Source organism: Arthrobacter sp. 05T420, assembly GCF_056396305.1.
Genome location: NZ_JBFTLG010000021.1, coordinates 1 through 20243, shown reverse-complemented (window position 1 = coordinate 20243; position 20243 = coordinate 1). Strand labels below are relative to the sequence as shown.

At 62.3% G+C, this 20243-nt stretch carries 21 protein-coding genes, 1 tRNA gene and 2 pseudogenes; 10 read left to right on the top strand and 14 right to left on the bottom strand.

Annotated elements, in window-relative coordinates; all coding sequences use genetic code 11:
• The first annotated feature begins 174 nt into the window (after nt 1-174).
• The 3 genes from AC1DEM_RS18660 (at nt 175) to AC1DEM_RS18650 (ending at nt 4914) form a co-directional block, all read left to right on the top strand.
• Entirely contained in the window at nt 175-1935 is a 1761-nt protein-coding gene (locus AC1DEM_RS18660) for an SIR2 family protein (protein ID WP_476885785.1), read from the top strand.
• Nucleotides 1936-2165: 230 nt separating this feature from the next.
• Entirely contained in the window at nt 2166-2507 is a 342-nt protein-coding gene (locus AC1DEM_RS18655) for a hypothetical protein (protein ID WP_476885784.1), read from the top strand.
• Complete coding sequence (locus AC1DEM_RS18650; protein WP_476885783.1) at nt 2500-4914, top strand: AAA family ATPase; 2415 nt, start codon at nt 2500-2502, stop codon at nt 4912-4914. The genes AC1DEM_RS18655 and AC1DEM_RS18650 overlap by 8 nt, the downstream gene beginning before the upstream one ends.
• A 753-nt stretch (nt 4915-5667) precedes the next feature.
• Here AC1DEM_RS18650 and AC1DEM_RS18645 read toward each other — a convergent pair.
• Nucleotides 5668-6108, bottom strand: coding sequence for an SLATT domain-containing protein (locus AC1DEM_RS18645; protein ID WP_476885782.1), 441 nt, complete (start codon nt 6106-6108; stop codon nt 5668-5670).
• Nucleotides 6109-6733: 625 nt separating this feature from the next.
• On the opposite strand from AC1DEM_RS18645, the gene AC1DEM_RS18640 reads away from it, so the two are divergent.
• Nucleotides 6734-6940, top strand: coding sequence for a ribbon-helix-helix protein, CopG family (locus tag AC1DEM_RS18640; protein WP_476885781.1), 207 nt, complete (start codon nt 6734-6736; stop codon nt 6938-6940).
• Nucleotides 6937-7305, top strand: a complete 369-nt coding sequence (locus tag AC1DEM_RS18635) for a type II toxin-antitoxin system death-on-curing family toxin (protein WP_476885780.1) — start codon at nt 6937-6939, stop codon at nt 7303-7305. The genes AC1DEM_RS18640 and AC1DEM_RS18635 overlap by 4 nt, the downstream gene beginning before the upstream one ends.
• A gap of 926 nt (nt 7306-8231) precedes the next feature.
• Here the strand turns inward: AC1DEM_RS18635 and AC1DEM_RS18630 are convergent.
• Entirely contained in the window at nt 8232-8405 is a 174-nt protein-coding gene (locus AC1DEM_RS18630) for a hypothetical protein (RefSeq protein WP_476885779.1), read from the bottom strand.
• A gap of 442 nt (nt 8406-8847) precedes the next feature.
• Here AC1DEM_RS18630 and AC1DEM_RS18625 point away from each other — a divergent pair, with 442 nt between their 5' ends.
• Nucleotides 8848-9030, top strand: a complete 183-nt coding sequence (locus AC1DEM_RS18625) for a hypothetical protein (RefSeq protein ID WP_476885778.1) — start codon at nt 8848-8850, stop codon at nt 9028-9030.
• Here the strand turns inward: AC1DEM_RS18625 and AC1DEM_RS18620 are convergent.
• The 3 genes from AC1DEM_RS18620 to AC1DEM_RS18610 all read right to left on the bottom strand — a co-directional run bounded on the left by AC1DEM_RS18620 (nt 8944) and on the right by AC1DEM_RS18610 (nt 9982).
• A complete protein-coding gene (locus AC1DEM_RS18620; RefSeq protein WP_476885851.1) occupies nt 8944-9174 on the bottom strand; it encodes a hypothetical protein in 231 nt (76 codons plus the stop codon). The two genes, AC1DEM_RS18625 and AC1DEM_RS18620, sit on opposite strands and share 87 nt — an antisense overlap.
• Before the next feature lie 129 nt (nt 9175-9303).
• Nucleotides 9304-9570, bottom strand: coding sequence for a GlsB/YeaQ/YmgE family stress response membrane protein (locus AC1DEM_RS18615; RefSeq protein WP_476885777.1), 267 nt, complete (start codon nt 9568-9570; stop codon nt 9304-9306).
• 339 nt (nt 9571-9909) lie between these two features.
• Nucleotides 9910-9982, bottom strand: a tRNA-Lys gene (locus AC1DEM_RS18610).
• Nucleotides 9983-10237: 255 nt separating this feature from the next.
• Between AC1DEM_RS18610 and AC1DEM_RS18605 the strand changes: the two genes are divergently transcribed.
• The gene (locus tag AC1DEM_RS18605) at nt 10238-12217 is read left to right on the top strand and encodes an APC family permease (RefSeq protein WP_476885776.1); all 1980 of its coding nucleotides are present in this window, start codon (nt 10238-10240) and stop codon (nt 12215-12217) included.
• Between the two features lie 723 nt (nt 12218-12940).
• Here AC1DEM_RS18605 and AC1DEM_RS18600 read toward each other — a convergent pair.
• From AC1DEM_RS18600 to AC1DEM_RS18570, 7 genes and pseudogenes are all read right to left on the bottom strand, one after another.
• Entirely contained in the window at nt 12941-13030 is a 90-nt protein-coding gene (locus AC1DEM_RS18600) for a hypothetical protein (protein ID WP_476885775.1), read from the bottom strand.
• A gap of 188 nt (nt 13031-13218) precedes the next feature.
• A pseudogene (locus AC1DEM_RS18595) lies at nt 13219-13422 on the bottom strand (DUF1905 domain-containing protein); the annotation flags it as partial.
• Between the two features lie 39 nt (nt 13423-13461).
• Nucleotides 13462-13614, bottom strand: a complete 153-nt coding sequence (locus AC1DEM_RS18590; RefSeq protein ID WP_377986957.1) for a hypothetical protein — start codon at nt 13612-13614, stop codon at nt 13462-13464.
• 398 nt (nt 13615-14012) lie between these two features.
• Nucleotides 14013-14159 carry a lmo0937 family membrane protein gene (locus AC1DEM_RS18585; RefSeq protein WP_476885774.1) on the bottom strand — a complete coding sequence of 49 codons (147 nt, stop codon included), beginning with the start codon at nt 14157-14159 and terminating at the stop codon, nt 14013-14015.
• A 184-nt stretch (nt 14160-14343) separates the two neighbouring features.
• Nucleotides 14344-14541, bottom strand: coding sequence for a hypothetical protein (locus AC1DEM_RS18580; RefSeq protein ID WP_476885773.1), 198 nt, complete (start codon nt 14539-14541; stop codon nt 14344-14346).
• A 115-nt stretch (nt 14542-14656) separates the two neighbouring features.
• Complete coding sequence (locus AC1DEM_RS18575) at nt 14657-15703, bottom strand: C2 family cysteine protease (protein WP_476885772.1); 1047 nt, start codon at nt 15701-15703, stop codon at nt 14657-14659.
• A 9-nt stretch (nt 15704-15712) separates the two neighbouring features.
• Nucleotides 15713-16165 carry a DNA/RNA non-specific endonuclease gene (locus tag AC1DEM_RS18570; protein WP_476885771.1) on the bottom strand — a complete coding sequence of 151 codons (453 nt, stop codon included), beginning with the start codon at nt 16163-16165 and terminating at the stop codon, nt 15713-15715.
• A 565-nt stretch (nt 16166-16730) separates the two neighbouring features.
• Here AC1DEM_RS18570 and AC1DEM_RS18565 point away from each other — a divergent pair.
• The 3 genes from AC1DEM_RS18565 to AC1DEM_RS18555 all read left to right on the top strand — a co-directional run bounded on the left by AC1DEM_RS18565 (nt 16731) and on the right by AC1DEM_RS18555 (nt 18734).
• On the top strand, nt 16731-17027 hold the full coding sequence (locus AC1DEM_RS18565; RefSeq protein ID WP_476885770.1) for an MmcQ/YjbR family DNA-binding protein: 297 nt from the start codon (nt 16731-16733) through the stop codon (nt 17025-17027).
• 361 nt (nt 17028-17388) lie between these two features.
• Nucleotides 17389-17817: a MarR family winged helix-turn-helix transcriptional regulator gene (locus tag AC1DEM_RS18560; protein WP_476885845.1), complete on the top strand. Its 429-nt coding sequence runs from the start codon at nt 17389-17391 to the stop codon at nt 17815-17817.
• Between the two features lie 440 nt (nt 17818-18257).
• On the top strand, nt 18258-18734 hold the full coding sequence (locus AC1DEM_RS18555; protein ID WP_476885769.1) for a hypothetical protein: 477 nt from the start codon (nt 18258-18260) through the stop codon (nt 18732-18734).
• A 216-nt stretch (nt 18735-18950) separates the two neighbouring features.
• Here the strand turns inward: AC1DEM_RS18555 and AC1DEM_RS18550 are convergent, their stop codons facing one another.
• Together AC1DEM_RS18550 and AC1DEM_RS18545 are read right to left on the bottom strand one after the other, a co-directional pair.
• On the bottom strand, nt 18951-19394 hold the full coding sequence (locus AC1DEM_RS18550; protein ID WP_476885768.1) for a DUF1905 domain-containing protein: 444 nt from the start codon (nt 19392-19394) through the stop codon (nt 18951-18953).
• A gap of 552 nt (nt 19395-19946) precedes the next feature.
• Nucleotides 19947-20243 (bottom strand): annotated as a pseudogene (locus AC1DEM_RS18545) (hypothetical protein); the annotation flags it as partial.

Here is a 20243-nt window from a genome sequence, read left to right as displayed (position 1 = left end):
GCGTCAGACAGCCCAAAAAAGACGCCGCATTTCGAGACGCGTCCAGGTTGAGTCGTCGTCCGACTCCCAGAAACGTGGTGCTCGGGTCCATGTATGGCAGGATGACCTGGGAACCTTGGCGTGCGGACCGTCCGCCGGCTGCGGAGGTTGATTTGCACTTGAAGGGGGCGCAGGATGCAGGCTGAACCTGTGAGGACAGTGTCTGCTGTCCTGGAACGGTTCGGCTCGACCTTTTCAGAGTTCACCACCGCCTTCAACGCAGGCCAATACATCCTGTGGCTTGGTTCAGGCATCTCTCGCGAGAGGGTGCCGAATGTCTATGCACTCCTCGAGCGTGTTGTCGAGCACATCCGTTCGAACATCGTCGATGGCATCGCGGATTGTGCGTACCGCACCGCGCTCAACGAGATGTTGCAGCTCGCTGGCCTGAGCCACGAAGAATTGGAGAGCATCGACTTGTCGATAGCGGTCGAGGACTGGCCGCTGCGGAGCCGAATCATTTCACCGTTGGTAACTAATTACTCGAAAGTTCTCGATGTGCTCGTCGGCGATGACAACCCCGACGACTATTTGGTCTGGACGGGTCTCGACGTTCCGAACACGTATGGGTCGCCGGATCTTGAGCCCGATGTGGAGCACTACTGTATCGCGGTCCTCATGCTTGAGGGGCTGGTCGAATCGGCGGTCACCGCAAATTGGGACGGGCTCCTTGAGAAGGCTATGGATAAACTAACGCCGGCGTTCGGTTCGCTGGTTCGGGTTGCCGTGAAGCCGACTGATTTCCGCATTGTTGGGCCCCGTATCGACGTCATTAAGTTTCATGGCTGTGCGGTGCTCGCCCGAGAAGCGGAGACCGAGTACCGGGACTTGCTCATCGCACGTGAATCACAGATTTCGGGGTGGACGGAGCAGCCAGAGAACAGATTGATGCGCAAGCGCCTTGAGGCGCTGTATACGGACCGGTTGACGTTGATGGTTGGCCTGTCCGCGCAGGACGCGAATCTCCATACGGTTTTCGCAGGCGCTATCCAAGACCTCGCTCGGCCGTGGCCAGCATCGCCGCCTGCGGTTGTTCTCAGCGAAGAACACCTTGAGTCGTATCACCGGAACCTCCTTCGGCTCACGTACGGTTCGGATTACCGGGGGAATTCCGGCGCGATAGCGCAGTCCGCACTTCTGGGTGCGTACGGCAAGCCAACGTTACTGGCCTTGGTCCTAGCGTCGCTGACCGAGAAGTTGAGCTTCTTGGTTGATTATGGAGTTGGGACTGCATGGAATTCGGCCTCTGTGAAAGAGTTGCAGGCTGACCTACTTAGTCTCCGTGATTTGGCAGGGAACCTTGCTGGCCCTAAAGACCAAGAAACGCTTGATTCTTCAGTGATTTCGGAGTTCCAGCGCAAGTTTCTCGCGCGTCTCATCGACGTATTGAACCTGGCTCTGACTGTTTTTCGTACGGGCCGCATGCCAGCGGCGGGTGAAGGCCGCTATGAACCGCTGTCGGACCGTCCTGTCACCCTGGCGGTTCACAACGCGGATTTCCCTTCGGAACAGTTCGGGCGGCTCGGCGTTGCACTGGCGTTGATTGGTCGGGGACTCGCCTCGGGGCATTGGTCGGCCGTGCCGGGCGAGAGCGAGGCACCAGGGGGCGGTGTAGTTCGTCTGGTCGCTGATCAGCGGGATGCTCGGGTGTTTTTCGTGAAGGACGCCGCGACGCTGACGAAGCTTGAGTTGCACGGTTCGTTCGACGACGGCGATGGGAATGTTCTGGTCGTCGTTGCTGATGAGGAGCCTCCTGCCTTGACCCGGTCGCCGAGGTCCCGTTTCGGCCGTGACGGCAGGACCGGTGCAGGGCGGTTCAACGTCGCATCGAGCATCGCTGAGACGGCCTCAGCCGATGACCTGTATGAGGCGTTCAAGCTGGCAGGAGGGTTCTGATGACAAGTGTTCTGGAAGTCCTCGCTGTCCTGGAGCACGCCGGTTTTGAGCGTCTTCCGAGGCCGCTGACGGTTGTTGGCACAGAGTTTGACTTTGAGGCGGCAGCTCGTGGGACGCATACTTCGCATGACTTGGTTCTGGTTGCGACCGACCAGGTTCCCCGTAGGCGTTTGCAACGTCTCGTTGCGGGTCTGGCTCGTTCTCTTGACCTGGCTGCGTCGCGCCGACCTGTGAGTCTCATACTTTTGGGCGGAGTCCCCGCCGCTGACCGCTTCGAGTTGGAGCGCTACGCCCGCGTCCTTCCCATCGCGTCCACCACACCCGATGTCACCGAGATCGAGAAGGCTATTGGTGTCCTTCTGCCGCTGAAATTGCCGAACGCGGACCTGGTCCACGGAAGCGACCCGGTCAACGAAGTGTTGGCGGCGCTCGGTCCGCTGAAGACGACACGGGACCACATCGCGCTTATTCGGGTTGCTGCCGACGGACCCGATGCAGTGCGGGAAGCTCTTCGCGAATACGCGAACGAGGGGGCAGGCTGGACCGATGAAGTAGATGATGACGATGAGTGACGTCCCCATCCGTCGCCTGATGGTCTCGGACTTCCGCCGTATCGAGGGCACCCGTGAACTGCCCTTCGATGCCCCTGTCGTCCTCATCCACGGCCCGAACGGCACAGGCAAAACGAGCGTCTTGTCCGCGCTAGAGCTTGCCTTGACCGGCGGTATTCGGAGTATGGAACGACAATCTGACCGCTACCGTGCGCACCTTCCGTTCTTCGGGCAGTCATACGCGACTGTTCGAGCCGATGTCGCAGAGGACCTGCGGGCGGGACAGCCCGGTGTTCCGTTGACCGTAGGCGGCGCGCGTCTGGAAGGTACGCCCGCGTTCAACGACGCCGCCGCGAAGTTCTACGCTGAACGGTGCTATCTGGACCAGGCATCGCTCGGTCGCCTCCTCGACTTGTACCAAGCCCGCGTGGGCAACGAACAGACGGCGCTCGAGAAGTTTGTGAACGAAGTTCTCGGCCTTGAGAAACTGGATGCACTTCGGGGTGGGCTCAGCGACGCAAATGATCTCCGACTCCTGAAGAGACTCGCAGTCGGTGTCGACGAAGCCGACCGTGAAGCGAAGGCAAAAGCGACCCAGCTCAAGGAACACAGCGCTCAGCTCGCCGAGCTACGGAAGGCAGTTTCCAATACACGGGCCGCGACCCGGGACGCTATCTCTGGCTTCCACCCCGGAACAACCGACGCCATGGCCGACGGGGACCTTCTTGGCTTCGTCCGGTCGGCGCTCAACGACGAAACCGCCCGGGCGGAATCTGCGGCTGCCGTGAAACTCCACCAGGAACTCATCGGCTTGGGCGGTCGTATTTCAGCGTTGGTGGAACGCCCGACCACGCAACGAATTCAGGAGACCCGGACCTCACTTGCGGCTGCGACAGCCGACAAAGAGGCGTGGGAGGCCACGGATGGAGCGAAGGTTCGGGCATGGGAACTGGCTGCGCAGGCTGCTGGAGTCAACCTTTTCAGCGAACCCCGCATCGCTGTCGAGCACGCCACGAGTCTGGCCCTCCACGACCTGGAAAATGCCGCCGACGTTCGCGCCCGGGCGGAATCGGTTAGAACGCAGCTACAAGCCCACCGAACTGAGTTGGACGAGCTACAGGCCCGACTCGCAGATGCACAAGAGTATTCAAGTGCCCTCGTCGAGAGTCTGGCTGCACTCCGCACCGTCATCGACAACAGCAACATGTGCCCGGTCTGCGACCGTGACTTTACTGAGACTGGTCACCGCAGCCTCCCAGCGCACATCAACACAAAACTGGCCGCACTCACCACTCACGGACAGCAACTCGTCGACCTTCGGAACGAGCGCGATCGACTAGCGGCACGTGTGACGCGGGCGGAAGTCGAGTACGCTCAGCTCACGGCCCAGCTCCTACCCACCGACCAGCAGCAGGCCGTCGTAAAGCGTCACGCGACCCTGGTCGAACTCAGTACCCAAGTCGGCGGAATCGAAGATGCCAAGTCCAACGGGGCCGATCTCACCCGACGCGTGAGGGACCTTCAGCAATCACTCGACAGCATTGAAGCGGCTTTTTCAGAACAGCGCTACGTCAGCAGTGAGCTCGCCAGATACGCGGCCCTCCTGCAGGTCAACGTGTCTCCGGCGGTCGACTCGTTCCAGGCGGCATCGACCGAACTGCTCCAACAAGCCGAAGCTCAAGTCGCTCGGCTTACCGACGAAGCCAATCAATACCGGAAAGCAAACGACGAAGCAGATCGCCTCACAGTCGCCCTCGAACGTGAAACCGAAGCTGTTCAAAGCCTCGCCGGCATCGCCGAACACAAAAAGAAATGGGACGACCGTGTCGCTGAAGCAAAGCGCCGCCAAGGGATCGCAAAGGAAGTTCACGAAGCCGCAACACATGCGCGCGCCACCATCGTCAACCGTGTCTTCACCGAATCCCTGAACGAGGTATGGAAGGACGTATTCAGCAGGCTAGCCCCGGACGAGGAGTTCATTCCCAGTTTCGGCATCCCCAACGCCACCAAGAAATCGTTCGACATCAAGCTGGAGACCACCCACCGCAACGGCGAAGCCAGCGGACCGCCCCAAATGATGCTCTCAGCGGGCAACCTGAACACGGCAGCACTGTCTCTGTTCCTCGCGCTCCACCTCGCCGTCGAACCTATCGTCCCGTGTCTTGTATTCGACGACCCCGTCCAAGCTATGGACGAAGTGCACGTCGCACAGTTCGCTGGCCTCGTCCGACTCCTCTCGAAACAGAACCGGAGGCAAGTCATCATCGCCGTCCACGAACGCGAACTGTTCGATTACCTAGCCCTCGAGCTCAGCCCCGCCTACGAAGGCGACGAACTCATCACCATTGAACTGGGCGAACGCGCGACCGAGGAAGACCAAGGCATCACCCGCTACCTTTGGACGCCGGATCTCGCAATAGCCGACTAGTCCGGACCCACATGTTGCAGCGCCGGACGATGACAAGGCCTGCGCAGCACGGGCGCTGTCAAGAGGGCAGACCGGCGGCCTGGCCCAGCGATCCGACATCGCAAGGATGGCTGTGCAGGACTACACCGTTCTTTACCCCTTATCTGCGTTGCAGGACTCCTACGATTAAGCGGTCTCACACAAACTCGACGAGCGCAGTTCCTCGAGCCAGTGGCGTCCGCGGATCTGATCTCTGCCGCCGGATCAGCAATGAGCCACGATGAGTTTCTGTCCGTCGCAGATACATCCAAGTCACGACGGCGGATCAAAGAATCTGGTGGCGGGAAGAAAGGCCTCGAGAGGCTATTGAAACTTGAGGCCGACGCGATCAGCACTTCATTGGACGCGCACGGGGTCAAGGACGCCCCTGTGGTCAGGGCCACGGGCCCCTTCTTTATCTATGACACGGAATCAAGTCCCCATAAACCTTGAAGAGATACAAGCCCCTTAAGGTCAGTGGGCGGCTGCGGTACCACTCAACTGGCATACGGGTCCGCGATGCCGATGGATTGCGTAGTGGTGCATTCGGCGATGGCTTCGGAGCCACCTTAGCGGCCGAGGCCGGATTGCCTCACGCCAGCGTGTTCAAGGCATCCACGAGTGAGGGGCTTGTAGCTAGTGCCGTACACGACTCTTGGCCCTGAACGTCGAATCTATCGTCTCTTGAACGGCCAAGAATGCGTGCTCGCCGGCCTTCTATTTGGCCCGTTATGATTACTTTTTCTGGTCGTTCGTTTCAACGCTCCGTTGTTGCGGAAGGTCTCTGATGCCGGTCCAACTGTCCAAGTCTTGGCTAAGTATCTCCTCTAACCGGGTGAGTACTTTCTTGCCGACTTCGTCGGTTGCTCCTTCACTTGCTCTCAAGAATTCAGCCTCACGCCGGAGTCTTTGGAGCTCAGAGGTCACAGCGCTACGTTGTACCCACATCTCGCGATGTCTGAAGAGCGCGTCCCAACGCTCTATCACGCCTGCGGCGCCAGCCACTGCAGTACTCACAATGCCCAACCACGCCAAGTTCAACACAGCCGTGAGCGCACCTAGAACAGCAATCAAAGCTGTGAGGATCGCAGTTGAAACAACTACGTTGCGGGCGCGGCCTTTGACAACTCGGCGAGCCCGTGTGAACTCATTTTCAAAAAAAGTAAGGTAATGCATTGCGACCTCAAACGGGGAAGAATTCTCCGGAGGCTTTCCCGGGGCACGAAGCCCCGATTCTCGCGGCTTGTTTCTCGTTCTCCCCATCAAAAATTCACCTTCCGTAGCCAGCACGCACTGAGTAGCAACAGCGTATCCCGGCTTTGAGCCGCTGGAGCTCCCACGCGTCAGGGATATCCTGGCGCCGACTTTGACTGAGACGATGACCCGCCTTGAGGAAGCATCTGAGACCGCCCCGTCGCGGCGTGTCCGCCGGGGCTTTCGGTGAGTGAACGCCGACCTGTGGAACGACGAAGCATTCCCCACTTGTTCATGCGGAGGCAGGGCCGAGTGAAGGTGCGGCGGTCTGATAAGTCGTGAGTGGGTCTGGACGTATTGCCCATCTTCCGTGTGGCAGTTGCGGTGCATTCAAAACCGGAAACGTGGCTCCGAGTGAGGTAAGGGGGCAGTCTGAATGTAATTGCGCCCGGAAAGGCACCCCGGGGTGTCCGTGGGTGCCGGTCGGGGTTGGGTGCATCCGGGGCATTAACGGAGGTGTTCTCCGGCAGGGTGATCGCAGATCAGGATTCTTGCAGCGTCGCTTGGGTTCAAATGCAGGATGGTACTGGTCTGGTACCATGGAATTATGGCTATGAATCTGCGTGTTCCCGAAGACCTGGACCGGCGTTTGGACAAGCTGGCTGCCGAGGAACATACATCCAAGTCCGCGTTACTGCTCCAGGGTGCGGAGCTTGTGCTGCAGCGTCACCGACGCAGCCGTGACATTGGCGAGGGTTTGGATTTCGTCATGAGCCATGACGCGGAGCTTCTGACACGGCTTGAGGATGCGTGACCGCGTACCTCGAAATGGAGGATGCGCTGCAGGTCGTTGACCGGTACGGGTTCCGTATCCGTGACATCGGGCTCTTGGCCGCGGCTTTGGCGCGGCCGGGAACAACGGTCCTGGGAGCAGAGGCTTATCCGCAGCTGCCGATGAAGGCAGCAGCCCTGCTGGAGTCGGTGGCGCGGTTCCACGCGCTGATCGACGGTAACAAACGCACGGCGTGGACGCTGATGGTTCTGATGCTCTGGATCAATGGCTACCGGCATGACTTCAGCACGGATGCGGCATTTGATCTCGTCGTGGGGGTGGCTGCCGGTGATGTCTCGCTTGAAGTCAGCGCCGGGTTGATTGCCACGCATCTGGTCAGGCGCTAGCTAGACGCCGGGTCCGTGGGCTTTCCCGGTTGGCTGCTTCCTGACCCGTCAGGCGAGCCTGTGCCGGCCGGATCATGAGCTGACTGAAGGGAGGTGGCAGCGGCCATGAAGATCCGGGAAGCCGGCCAGGAGGCTGGACGAGCCTCTGGCTCTTTTAGCGGCGTCCGGTCGGTTCCGGAGTTTGAAATCCCGAGACTGCCTCAAGCTGAGCAAAATCTGTCAGGACAAAGAAGGACCGCATCCCTTGTGAGGGGGTGCGGTCGTTGGACTGAGAGCTTTGAAGCGGCCAAATTTGGGGTGTGTACAAAGTACACACTTTGGGCTGCGGATCAGGTCGTACTGGTGTCGGTTCGGGCCGGATTCCGTATGTTTCCGGGGGAGTCCAGTGTTTGCGGGGGAGGGAATGCAGTTCGAGTCCCACCTCGGGCACAGCATTCCCCCTCGTCAGAGGGGGTTCTTGCTTTAACGTGTGGACATTGACCCTGCCCGGGTCCCTCTGACGCTTGTCGCGGGCTGTTGCCTGGCCGCCGCGGTGGCCTATGGAGTTATGTGCGTGGCGGGGTCAGGGCCCTGGCTGGTGGGCCCTCCACCTGCTGGGATGTGGGGTCATTCGGGTCTCCTTGGTGGCTGGTTCTGGTGGACGTGGTTGGTCCTGCACCTATTCATGCCGTGGGGTTGTGGCGACGACATGACCTGCGCGAAATTCTTTCCAGATTCTTGGCCTCGACTGGCTGTTTCTTGGGGCCTGGGCAGAAGCTGGCGACCGATTGTCCGGCCAAAGGGGGTGTGCACAGTGTCCACACCCGTGTGCGTGGGATGCCGTTGCTCATCAGCGACCCTTTTCTTACCTGCTTCTGCTGACGCCAGTTCATGCAGGCGCTGCTTCTGGATGACATGACCTTCGGCTTGGTTCTTGCCTTCTTTTCTTAGGAGTCATGGCCTGTCCGAATGTACGGGCGGCGGCCTGCCCTGGATTGCGTCAATTGTGCCAGCAGCTTTCGCGGCATGGCGGTGGACGGCGGCCTTCCGCCGCCCTTGGCCTTGGCGACCTGCATGCCTTCGCGGGTGCGGGCGCGGATGACGTCGGATTCGACCAGCATGGTGTCGTCGGCACGGAAAGGGGCAAGGCTTACTCAAAGGCGGTCGTTTTCCTGGTCCCACCGCTCAGACCGTGGTCGACATAGATCCGGTCTGCGGGAACACCGATGGGCGTCGCGCGCGTTCCGCTGGGCGGTCAGGTACTGCTCCTTTGCGGTCACGCGGGCGTGGCCGTTAATGTTCACGCTCATGGGCGCAGCTGTAGCGATTGAGCTACCTAGCCGGGACAGTTTTGCGGCGGGGAGCCGGCGGAAGGTGTCGCGGTGGGGGACCGGCTTGCGGGCAGTGTGAGTGTCGCATCGTCCTATTACGGTGGTGCTATGACCCTTGCGAATGTTGGAACAGTTGGCGCCGTCTCAGGTAAGCGCGACGGGTTGGTGCGTCATTTGATTCGGCCGCAGCGATACCCTCCGGGAGATCGGCTGCCTCGCTTACGAGGTTGGCGTGAACGAGGACGACCCGGACACCGTGTTTGTAGTGGAACTGTGGGAGAGCGAGGATGGGATGCGCATCAGTCTTCCCTCGGGCCGCGCGAGTTCCCTAGCGCGGTCCCGGCGTTGCTTCCTCGCACAGTCGGACGCGGGCGCCGGGAATCCCGATGAGCGAGGCGTGTGCCCCGTCGTCTGACTCCAGATCGAGGTGGACCAGCCGGTGTCGGCGATGTTTGGCCACGACGGCGAAGCTCGAATCGGCCAGTCGCAGGACCTGCCCTTCCCGGATTTCGCGGAGCTTGTACTGGACGAGTGGCTGGGGGACTACCGGTTTGGCCATGGTGTTCAATCCCCTTCAGGAGGCGCTGTCGGTGCGGATTCGTGGCAAAGGCGTCCCATTCACGGACCCAAAGCCCTTCATGGGCGCCATTCGGGCGAGTGACGAGCCCTTTTTATTTCGGGGGACCATCTATGCCCGGCTTCGGCGGCCGGCAACGGCGCCATAGATCAGAAGCACGATAACGGCCCCGAGAATCGAAAGGAGCCAGGTGCGCAGATCAAAGAAGTCAGCGAGGCCTCCGCCGAAGATCAACGAACCTATCCAGCCTCCGAGGATTGCGCCCACGACGCCGACAACGAGTGTGATCAGCCAGCCGCCTCCCTGCCGGCCGGGAAGGATCGCCTTGGCGATAGCTCCTGCGATAAGGCCGAGAATGAGGAATGCAAGAATTCCCATTACTGTACTTCCTTTCGGTAGACCGGTCGTCGACTACGCCCGTCATGGAGATTTAATCAGCATGCTTAGTAACATTCAAGCACCGTCGCTGCAGGGCCCGGCGAATTGTCCACAACTGCCCGTCAGGCGCGCACGGGAGCACAACAGGTCAGTCTGCAGAACGCTTCCGCCAACGGTCCGCAGCCGTACGCCACATGATCGGACGGGGCCCGGCCTGCCTATACTGCCTCGGGGGCCGGCGTCGGCCTTCGATGGAGGAACGGGCCCCGGTCCCACCCGGGCGCATAGCCGGCAACTCCGGGCTGGAGGCGGGGACCATATACCGCGCTGTCACATGGGTGAACCCGGTGGGATTCGAACCCACCACCAGGGGATTAAAAGGCCCCTGCTCTTCCGGCCGAGCTACGGGTGCGGAGTGGGTGTGCGTTCCTGATCGGTCGGTGCGGAACCGGTGCTGTGGGCGCGGCCGTGCCGGCGGGGGCGGTGGCCTTGTCACGGTGCGTCAGATCCTGCGTGGCGTCCGGGTCGAGGACCGGGCGGCCGAGTCCTGGCCCGGCTGTTCTGCTGCAGCTTCCTTGTGATGATTGTTCTTAGGCGGCTGCTATGTTGCGGGGGTTGATTGTGGGATGTTGGAGCCGTGGAACGAGCAGGGACGGGGAAGAGGCAGATGAGCGGCACGGGTCGGGACGCCATTCCGGCGGAGGTCAGGAGGCCGGGGCCGGAGTCAGGGACCGGCAGCCGGTTGACGAGGTGGTTGCTGGAGGACCGGGTCCAGCCCGTCGTCGGACCCGAAGCAGCTGAGGACCACGGCCGCCCCCAGGCCTGGTGGAAGGTCATGTGCCTGACAGGGGTGGATTACTTCTCCACGCTGTCTTACCTTCCGGCGATAGCTGCCCTGGCGGCCGGGGCGTTGTCTCCGCTCGCCACGCTGCTGATTGTGGCCCTGACCCTTCTGGGTATGCTGCCGATGTATCGCAGGGTCGCCGAAGAGAGCCCGCACGGCCAGGGGTCGGTGGCGATGCTGGAACACCTCCTGCCGTTCTGGCGCGGAAAAATTTTCGTCCTGATCCTGCTCGGGTTCGTGGCCACCTCTTGGATCATCACCATCACCCTCTCCTCGGCGGATGCCACGGTGCACATGCTGGAAAACCCGTATCTGCCCGGTTTTTTGCTCGGTCAGGCCGTGCCAATCACCGTGGTGCTGCTGTTGATCCTGGGCGGTGTGTTTCTCCTCGGCTTCAGCGAGGCCGTCGTCGTCGCCATCCCTTTGGTGGCCGTGTTCCTCCTGCTGAACGCCGTCGTCATCGGTGCCGGAGTGATCACGGTGGTCAATGACCCTGCCGCCCTGGCGGCCTGGACCGGGGACCTGTCCGCACTGGGTGGCCCCGGAGCCATCCTGGGACCGGCGCTGATTGCCTTCCCGCTGCTCGTCCTCGGGCTCTCCGGCTTCGAGACCGGAGTCAGCATGATGCCGCTGGTCGCGGCCCAAGGCAAGACCGCCGAGGAACGGCTCGCCTCCCGGATCAAGAACACCCGCAAGTTACTGACGGCAGCGGCGGCCATCATGAGCGTGTACCTGCTTGGCAGCAGTTTCGTCACCACGGTGCTGATCCCCGCACAAGAGTTTGAGCCCGGAGGCCAGGCCAACGGACGCGCCCTGGCGTATCTCGCCCACGAGATGCTGGGCAGCACCTTCGGGACTGTGTATGACATCAGCAGCATCCTGATCCTCTGGTTCGCCGGGGCCTCCGCCATGGCGGGGCTGATCAACATTGTTCCGCGTTACCTTCCCTCCTACGGCATGGCCCCCGAATGGGGCCGGGCGGTCCGGCCCGTGGTGCTCGTCTACACGGCCGTCTGCATCCTGATCACCATTGCCTTCCACGCCGACGTCAACGCCCAGGCCGGCGCCTACGCCACCGGGGTCCTGGCCATGATGGTCTCCGGCTCAGTCGCCGTGACCATCTCCGCGCACCGGCGCCGACAGCGCCGGGCAACCCTGGCCTTCGCTCTGCTCTGCCTGATCCTGCTCTACGCGTTAATCGCCAACATCATCGAAAAACCCGACGGACTCACCATCTCTGCCTTCTTCATCCTCGGCATTGTGGCCATTTCCCTGGTCTCCCGCATCGCCCGCACGACCGAGCTCCGCGCCGACGTGATCCGGTTCGATGACAACGCCCGCCGCTTCATCAACGACTCCCTGGACTACGACGGCGCGCTGAACCTGATCGCCAACCGCCGCCAGGCCGGGGGCGTGCAGGAATATGCGGAGAAGGAACGGGACCAGCGCGGCCAGAACGCAGTTCCCGGGGCCGCGGACATCATCTTTCTCGAGATCGACATCATCGATCCGTCCGACTTCGGCAGCGTGCTCGACGTCAAAGGCGTCGAAGTCAACGGGTACCGGGTACTGCGGGCCGAAAGCCCGGCGGCGCCTAACGCCATCGCCGCCATCCTCCTGGCGCTCCGTGACATCACAGGGGTCATTCCGCACGCGTATTTTGAGTGGTCCGAGGGCAGCCCTGTGGCGCACCTGATGCGCTACCTCCTCCTGGGCCGCGGCGACACGGCGCCCGTGGTGCGCGAGATCCTGCGCAAGCACGAACCCGATCCGGCCCGCAGGCCACGTATCCACGTCGGCTGACCACGCCCCGCGGCAGCCACAAGCGTTGTTCAATCAGTAGAAGGGCCCCTGTTCGGGTAGCCGTCCCTCTGACATTGCCTGATCGATTGGGTGGCTGTGAGCCCGAGTCTGTCACTGACTTTGTTGCTGTCGACGATGAAGGGTTCCTTCGAACCGTGAGGGCTGGGCACGGTCACCGCAGTTTGTACTAGGTCGGAGACGCCAAAGAAGACGGAACCGAAAGAACCGAAGACAGGGAACTTGACGGTGAGTATCCCCGCCGCGCATGCGGAACCGGCCGCGGGCCGCGTACCGCGCGACCAGCTACGCCGAAAGGGATAACACGTGGAGTCTCTTCGTGGCGAAAGCCCTTGAAGCCGAGACGGCCCGCCGCCAAGGCGAACACAATGACGGTGCGATGTACCAGTCCGGGGTGAAAATCTTTCCGAGGGGCGGCGGCTCAAAGACAGCTGAAGCAGTACGGCCCGCTTAGCCCTCGCAATCGATGCATGATGCGTGAGCGCCCTGCTACCGGGCAATCTGGGAACGGTCGCCGGTCCCAAGCTCGGGGCACCACTCGAAGGCTGACTGTCACCGCTGGCAGCCCCGCTTTGGCGGTTCCGGACAGCCGCTCGAACTGGGTTGTTGTGCAGCATTCAATTCTTATTTCTTCGACGGCCGCCCCGGACCGCCTCCCCATGGGCGCCGCAGTTGGCCATGAACTACGGCCCTGGCCGGCGGGGTCTACTTCCTGCCGACCTTGAGGTCGGCCACCACCTTGGCGATTCGGCGCGAGCGGGTATCGTCCGTTTTGGCTTCTGCGATCGGCTCCACATAACGCCGTTGGCTGCTGTAGGGCAGCGTCGCATAGAAGGCCTTCGCTTCGGGTTGGGGGCGGCTTCCAAGGTGGCCGCGAGGTCTTCGGGGACGTCGATGACCCGCGGCTGCGCATCCAGTTCGACGTCGACCTCCACGGTGTCCCCGGCCGCGGCGCCGGTCAGTTCCCGGTTGGCGGCGCTGACGCCGATCATGTTCTGGCCGCCCATCACCGCGATGCTGCTGCGGTAGCTTTGGCCGTCGATGGTCACAACCACCGGCGCCCGCCTGCCGGCACCGAGTGCGTTGACGAGCTCCTGTTTGAAGCGGACAACACGGTACGGGCTACTGGAGTGCGTGGACCCGCCAGCTTGCCAACTTTGCCGGTGATTGGCGCTCCAGTTGGAGATGATGCGCGCGACGTTGGATCCGGCGAGGACCCGGTCCGACTAGGTTCCTGTGAGGCGGGCGATGACCGGGGCACCATAGGTAACCCATACGACTATCCCAGCGGCGATCAGCACCAGGAGAATGGCGACGCCCAGGAGCATCAGGGGAACATTTTGACGGTTCCAGAAGCGTCGTTCCCGTTTTGGTGACATCGTTGGCCCCTCGCTGTTCGAGGATAGTTAGCTGGCGTTGCGTGTCTGACTGACAGCCTTGTTACAGGTGCCAGTTTCTCTTGCGGCGAATGATCATGCCGCTCGTCACCGACGCTCCAATAAGTCTTATTGGCCGTTATGTTCCGGGCATCTCTGGTTTGAATAACAGTGGGCTCGGCGACTGTGTTCAGAATAGCGATCGCCTGTGAGATTGCTGTGAGACGGTTTGCGCGTCCCGGATGTGCCCTACTCAATGGTCTTTTGTTGGCAGGAGACCGGCGCGGCAACGCCCGTCGGCCATCCTGTCCCGGCGCCTTGTGTGGCTGGGCGTCATCGATGATCTTCCGGCACCTGCCGACCGTCGGACAATCCGGCGCCGGCGGGATCGTCGTTCGTATTTAGACGCGGGACCTGCCGCGGAGGAAGTGGAAGATCAGGACGACCACGGCGATTACCAGAAGCAGGTGAATGAACCCGCCGCCGATGCCTCCGAGCAGGCCGAGAAGCCAGAGGACGGCGATGACGATGGCTATCCAAAGCAACATGAGAGTCTCCCTTGTTTGTCCGCGGATGAAAAATGCTGATTCTGTGCCCTGGCCGGTCTGCGTATTTTTGTGCGCGGGCGTTCCCTGTAAGGGGGTCGCGCAGGTTCGGTCCGGGCTCCGTGCGGCCTGCAGCCGGCGCCTGCCCGTCTCCGGGTGCGGCGTAACGCTGGGCTGGTGTGGACGGTTAGACATCTGGGGATTTTTCTGTGGCCGGGGGGTGTTCTGCGGCCAGGTGGTGTGCTTCCTTGAGATGGCGTGCGAGCTTTTCTTCGGCGGCCGCTCGCCGTTGCCCGATGGTGCGCATCTGGTGTGTGGTCAGGTCCTCTCGGCGCGTCCACGGGGCGGCACGTTGTGCGGGCCCGGGTTCGATGTGTTCGCTCATGACCGCATCGTCGCACACGATTTTTCGGGGCGAAAGGCACAATTTTGCAACGGTCCGGAAGTGCCGGCGTTCCCCGCTGGATCGAGGAACCGGCCAGGGGTTCAGCAGTCTGGTCCTATGGATATGTCGGTATCGCGATGTACTGGTTGATGTTCGTGGACCGGAAGGTCTCAAACGACAGCGTCTTTTGGCCTCCCTCCGGATCCGCCACCACGACGGTTTGGTTAGAGGAATTCACGTCCAGCAATGCGTAGGCGTGGTTGGATACCAGCTTGCCCTGGGAGTTGGAGGTCCCCAGCGCTACGAGGCCGTTCTTAAAGTCCTGCTGTATCTGCTCAAAGCTCACTCCCGTCATCGGGCCGCCCGGGTTGCGGTCGATGGGCACCTCGCCGGTGATGGCATAGAGGGCGTTATGGACATCGTGATCCTGAATGTCGCTGAGGTCGGTTCCCTCGATGCCCTTATAGCTGTTGCCGTTAACCGCCGCCCATCCTTTTTCGATAATCGCCGCCCATGACACGTTCTTGCCGTCGATATTTTCGATGCCATTTTGGAAAGGCTTGCCGCGGCGGTACGGAAGGTCACCGTTGACCGTCACCTTTACCGGAAAGGGCACGCCGTTGTACCTGCTGTGGAACGAAACGGTGTAGGTGCCGTCGCCGTTCTCATGAACCATGTTCAAGATGGTGTCGGGCGCTTTGGCGGCCACTGTCAGTAGCGCTGCCAGGAAATAGCAGTCTCCGGTGTCGCCCTGGGCGACGTTGGTCAGATTGCCGGAAATGTTCGGCTTACCGGCGCTGTCGAGCGCAAACAGCACCTGATTCGGGACTGCCTGGTAGGCAGTGCGCCCGGTCACCGCAGGACTGCTTACTGCGGCCTCGGCCTCCTCCGGAGGATTACTCACTGGGGGCGCTGACGCCTCCGGAGGATTGCTCGCCGGGGGGGCCGACGGTACCGGAGGCGATGTAGGGGTCGGACTCGGCGTCACGTCCGGCCGGGAAATAAAAAACGTCATTCCAAGAATTACGATCACGGCAATCAAAGAGTAGATGCCGATGGCGCGAAACTTGGCCGGCCCGGATACTGTGCGGGGGGCCTTTCCACGGCGGGCCGCGTCAGTGTCAGGAGACGCCAAGTCCGGCTGGTCGTCGATGAGTCCCATTGGCTAAGGCTACGGATCTAACCCTTGGTTAAACTTGGCCGCCTGTGGGGCTGCGTTCGTGTAGTGGAACGTGTCCGCGTTCACCTGAGCGGCTTCCGCAGGTGTGTCGCCCCATACTGCTGATGCCCTGCGGACGAGGTGGCCGCGGTCGATGTCGTTGCGTGCGTAGACCGCCTCGCCGGTCTGCTGGTCCGGGCGCAGCCGAGGATCCAGTCTCCACTGGATCCCTGACCGGTCCAGATCGATCAATTTGGTGCCGTCCATTCCGAGCGCGGTGACGGCGGCCAGGCGTTTGTCCAGCCGCATGAGGACGGAAAAGTGGGTGTAGGGGAGCAGGACCGACGCGACGCCGGCGAGGGCCGGAATGCCAACCCAGGCACCCAGAAACTGTTCATCGAACCCCGGACGCCCGGAAAGATCCTCGACATTCAATGCGTGCCGGCCTTGCACTATTTCATCCATGGGCAGACCGTTTCAGGGCCCGGCGACAGAGGCGGGTACACGTCTCGACTACTTTCGGGGCTTCCCGGTTCCTTCTCGAAACTCGAATAGTGTCCGGGGCCGGCGGCGGACTGGGCTAGACAGCCGAGCCTGGAGGGCGACCGCCGCCGGCCCGATCATTGTCCCAGTGCGACCTTGGAAAAAACGGGAGCGAATCTTCGACTACGGTGCGACAACTCCATTGCCGCACTTGTCTAAACGTCCGGACCCGGTAGATCCGGCTGCCTTCTGCGCGTTGGCCAGGGCGGGCGTGCCTGAAGCGGGGTCGCTTACAGACAGCGTTCAGGGACAAGCCGGGGTGCGAGGTGCTGCCACGAAAGGACTCGGGATCGCCCATCAACTGCGCACGCTCAGGGGCCGGGCGCCGGAAAGGGAGATTCTGCACGGTTGGTGTTTAGTTGATTTTTCCTTCATAGGTGATGGCGAAGGCATCCAGACCCGGCTTCCATCGACTTTCCCGGTTCCAAGGGTCTGAGATTGCCCGGTCAGAGCTCCGGTGCCACAGTCACCATAGCCACTGAGGAAGATGTCCGGCGGATCTGCCGTGGACTGCATGAGGGTTAGCGAGAGGCCCAGCTGGGGCCAGCCGGCGTGGTTCGAAAAGACCCTGATGGCACGCATCTGGGAAGACGGCGTCCTCACCGTGAAAACCGAGGAACGGGAAGCACTTGCAGGGACCGGTTCAGGCACCTACTTCTGGACGCCCCACCACGAACGGTCCCCGAAACTGGTGCTGGTCCGCTTGGAAAGGATCGATGTCGAGGAACTGGATGAGCTGCTGCAGGAGTCCTATCGCTTGGCTGGCGGCGGAGCTGGCAGGTAAGCGCCGGGTCTTCCCGTCAGGTTCTCCTGACAGTCAGCGTCAGGGACCTGACGCTGACGAACTTGGATCGTGCACGCCCCGCTGTCGTGGACTCCCCGCCTGATAAAGCAGCCGGCCATTTAGTGCTGCGGACACGACGCCATTTAGCGCTGCGGTTTGATCTGCAGCTCACTGCACTCGATGCCGCCGGCGCTGCGAGGATCTTTGCCGACCCTGGCGTCAGTGGTCCGCGACGGAACGCCCTCAACTCTCCAAGGCCCTGGAACGGCTGGAGATCGGTGACGTGCTCGCGGTATGGAAGCTGGATCGCCTGGGACGGAACACCCGGAACGTGCGGGACGTGACGCAAAGGAGCTCAAGTATGGCCGCCGCCGACGGAGGGGAGCCGCTTCCATGGCCCACCTACCGGATCCTCGGCGTCGCAGCCCGACTTGAGGAACTGAGGATCAACCGGCGACTGGCGCACCTGCACCTGACTCAGGGCTCGCTCGAGGCGCTGGAATCCGTCGCCGACCTCGAACCCGCTAAAATCTCCGACCTGGCGGTCCTAATGTCGGTCAGCAAGCAAAGCCTCGGCAAGGTTCTGCGCAGGCTTGAAAGCCTGGGCCTCCTGAGCAAAGAACGCGGCAGCGACGCCCGAAGCACCAGCATCACGCTCACGCCGCGCGGCCGCACAGTCCTGGCCACCGCGGAAGATCTGCTGGCCGCCATGGCCCAGCCCGGTGCCGGTGAAGACGCGGCACTACGGCGTAGTCTCCAACAGCACCTCAACGAACTCCGGAAGAACTAGGCAACTCAGATCTCACGGGAGAATGGCCCGGCATTGCATTCTTCTCCGGCGAGCCCGTCGGAGGCCGGCTTCAGGTGGCGGGACCGGGGTGGTTGTTCCCGATTCTGTTATCTCAACCGATATGGACTTCCTGGACTGCCAGGCAATCTGACATGCAGGTTAAGTCAGCATGATGACCAGCGCGGCGTTGTGGGAGCCGAATCCAAATGAACGGGGATTGCCCATGAGCGTCCGTCACGGCCGCCGTGCGGGGTGCCGTTGAAATGCGTCTCTCAAATACTGACCTGCGTACAGGACTCCCGCAGGCAGGTGTCAGGTAGACCTTCAGCGGTGCCCCCGAGGAAGCCCGGCGCTCTTTGTTGCTGCGGCCGGGAGGGGCCTGTTTCGACGACGCTGGCCGCCGTAGGCTATGGGGATCCACCAACATCGAGGAGGCACTCATGCGCACGGCAACACCCACCGCCCAGACCGATCAGGTCCGCCAGCTTTCAGAGAATCTCATGTCCCAGCTCACCAAGGGGAGGGAATGGGCCACTCCCGGCGTCGAGGCCGCACTACAAAGAGTGGTGGCGGGGCTCGATACCGGGATTGAATCTGCGTCCCCGAGGATCCAGAGCGGTCTGCGGCGGCTCGCGGACGAGCTCGCCGGTGGAGTGGAAACTCTGGCTCCCCGTGTTCACGAGGGCCTGAAGCGGGCTGCACCGAAAGTTGCCCCGGCAGTGACGGCTAAGCCGCGGCGGACGGCGTCCGGGAAGGCATGGTTGATTGCCGGGGTGGTGGCCGTAGCGGTGAGTGGGGGAGTCGCGGCCTGGCTCTCTTTTCGGCGGGCGGATGACGAGCCGGTGTCGGTGGATGTGCGGCGTACCGGCGGCGCGGACCCCGGCGCGGACCCGGCCCCCGCAGCAGCCCGGACCTGATGCAATCAAGGCTGCCTAGGGTCGCCGGTCCCAAGTTAGGGGGCACCCCGTAAAGGGTGTGGCTGTCGCCGCTGGCGGCCCCGGTTTGGCTGATCTAGACAGCGCTCAAGCTGGATTGGTGTGCAGCCCTCATTTCTTGGTTCCTCGGTACGTGCCCGGTTTGCCTCCCCCAGAGGCTGGCAGCTGGCCGTCGGATACAGCCCGGGCCGGCGTGGGCTACTTCTTGCCCGCCTTGAGGTCGGCCACCACCTTGGCGATTCGGCGCGAGCGGGTGTCGTCCGTTTTGGCATCTGCGATCGGCTCCACGTAACGCCGCTGGCTGCTGTAGGGCAGCGTCGCATAGAAGGCCTTCGCTTCGGGTTCCGCCTCCAAGGCGGCCGCGAGGTCTTCGGGTACGTCGATGACCCGCGGTTGCGTGTCCAGTTCGACGTCGACCTCCACGGTGTCCCCGGCGGCCGCGCCGGTCAGTTCCCGGTTGGCGGCGCTGACGCCGACCATGTTCTGGCCACCCATCACCGCGATGCTGCTGCGGTAGCTTTGGCCGTTGATGGTTACCACCACCGGCGGCCGCCTGCCGGCACCGAGTGCGTTGACGATGTCCTCGGGGACCTCGATGCCCGCTTTGTTGCCGCTGCCCTGGATGGTCGTGGTGAATTTCATGCTCACAGTATGCCTCCCGTTGGCAGGTACGCGCTGGTCGATCGGCGGCGTCCCACAAAGAAGTTAGGCCAGGACCCAGGAAGATGTCGCGGTGGAGACCGTCATGCAGGACACGGGAAGGATGGCCCGGCTCTGCATTCTCTTTCGGAGGGGTTCGTGACCGCGGATTGGTCCTCCGGCCAGGGGTTGTAGCCGGTCCGGCTGCGGCCTGTGCTCCTCATCCGCCAGGGCGCCCTTTTGGCGCGAGTTGATGGTTGAGCGCTGCCCGCAGTTGGTGCAGGTAGTGGCGTAGGTCTTGGACGTGGTGAACGTAGGAATGAGGAAGAGGGTGAGTTTGGTGGCCCGCTACTGCAGCGGGTGAATTGGCCGCAGTTCCGGCACGTTGTCACGCGTCCGGCCAGGTCGAGCGGGAGCGTTTTGAGGCCGAAAACGAGGAACATAGGGTGGGGTTTTCGAAGTGGTGGGTGCCACGCCTTGGTCACGTAGCTTTTCGGGCGCATCCGGCTGGCTGGCTGCCGGCGCGCAAGGGCGGGGGACCCTGTGGTCGAGGGCTTAGCCCAGCAGGGAGACGGCGTGGGCGATCACGAGGGCCAGGAGAACGAATCCTCCGGCGGCTTCGAGTCCCATCATCATTTTGGCGCGGGGAGACAGGGGCATGGTGTCGGTGGGACTGAAGGCCATGGAGTTGGAGAGGGAGAAGTAGGTGTAGTCGACGAAGGAAGCGACCCAGCCGCTCTTGACTGAGGACCGCGTCGCAACTTCCGTGACGGCGTCGTGGTCTTCGTCCTGGGGAAACCGGAAGTCAGCAGCCGGGAGGTCGTCGCGGTGGGTATTCCGCCGTGCGACCGG

Bases quoted from the DNA above. Each gene is read 5' to 3' on its own strand.
- AC1DEM_RS18640 (WP_476885781.1), top strand. From the start codon at position 6,734: ATGGCTATGAATCTGCGTGTTCCCGAAGACCTGGACCGGCGTTTGGAC.
- AC1DEM_RS18590 (WP_377986957.1), bottom strand. From the start codon at position 13,614: ATGTCACCAAAACGGGAACGACGCTTCTGGAACCGTCAAAATGTTCCC.
- AC1DEM_RS18555 (WP_476885769.1), top strand. From the start codon at position 18,258: ATGCGCACGGCAACACCCACCGCCCAGACCGATCAGGTCCGCCAGCTT.
- AC1DEM_RS18580 (WP_476885773.1), bottom strand. From the start codon at position 14,541: ATGAGCGAACACATCGAACCCGGGCCCGCACAACGTGCCGCCCCGTGG.
- AC1DEM_RS18585 (WP_476885774.1), bottom strand. From the start codon at position 14,159: ATGTTGCTTTGGATAGCCATCGTCATCGCCGTCCTCTGGCTTCTCGGC.
- AC1DEM_RS18575 (WP_476885772.1), bottom strand. From the start codon at position 15,703: ATGGGACTCATCGACGACCAGCCGGACTTGGCGTCTCCTGACACTGAC.
- AC1DEM_RS18605 (WP_476885776.1), top strand. From the start codon at position 10,238: ATGAGCGGCACGGGTCGGGACGCCATTCCGGCGGAGGTCAGGAGGCCG.
- AC1DEM_RS18565 (WP_476885770.1), top strand. From the start codon at position 16,731: ATGTCCGGCGGATCTGCCGTGGACTGCATGAGGGTTAGCGAGAGGCCC.
- AC1DEM_RS18650 (WP_476885783.1), top strand. From the start codon at position 2,500: ATGAGTGACGTCCCCATCCGTCGCCTGATGGTCTCGGACTTCCGCCGT.
- AC1DEM_RS18630 (WP_476885779.1), bottom strand. From the start codon at position 8,405: ATGCTGGTCGAATCCGACGTCATCCGCGCCCGCACCCGCGAAGGCATG.
- AC1DEM_RS18645 (WP_476885782.1), bottom strand. From the start codon at position 6,108: ATGCATTACCTTACTTTTTTTGAAAATGAGTTCACACGGGCTCGCCGA.
- AC1DEM_RS18620 (WP_476885851.1), bottom strand. From the start codon at position 9,174: ATGGCCAAACCGGTAGTCCCCCAGCCACTCGTCCAGTACAAGCTCCGC.
- AC1DEM_RS18560 (WP_476885845.1), top strand. From the start codon at position 17,389: ATGGCCGCCGCCGACGGAGGGGAGCCGCTTCCATGGCCCACCTACCGG.
- AC1DEM_RS18550 (WP_476885768.1), bottom strand. From the start codon at position 19,394: ATGAAATTCACCACGACCATCCAGGGCAGCGGCAACAAAGCGGGCATC.
- AC1DEM_RS18570 (WP_476885771.1), bottom strand. From the start codon at position 16,165: ATGGATGAAATAGTGCAAGGCCGGCACGCATTGAATGTCGAGGATCTT.
- AC1DEM_RS18660 (WP_476885785.1), top strand. From the start codon at position 175: ATGCAGGCTGAACCTGTGAGGACAGTGTCTGCTGTCCTGGAACGGTTC.
- AC1DEM_RS18615 (WP_476885777.1), bottom strand. From the start codon at position 9,570: ATGGGAATTCTTGCATTCCTCATTCTCGGCCTTATCGCAGGAGCTATC.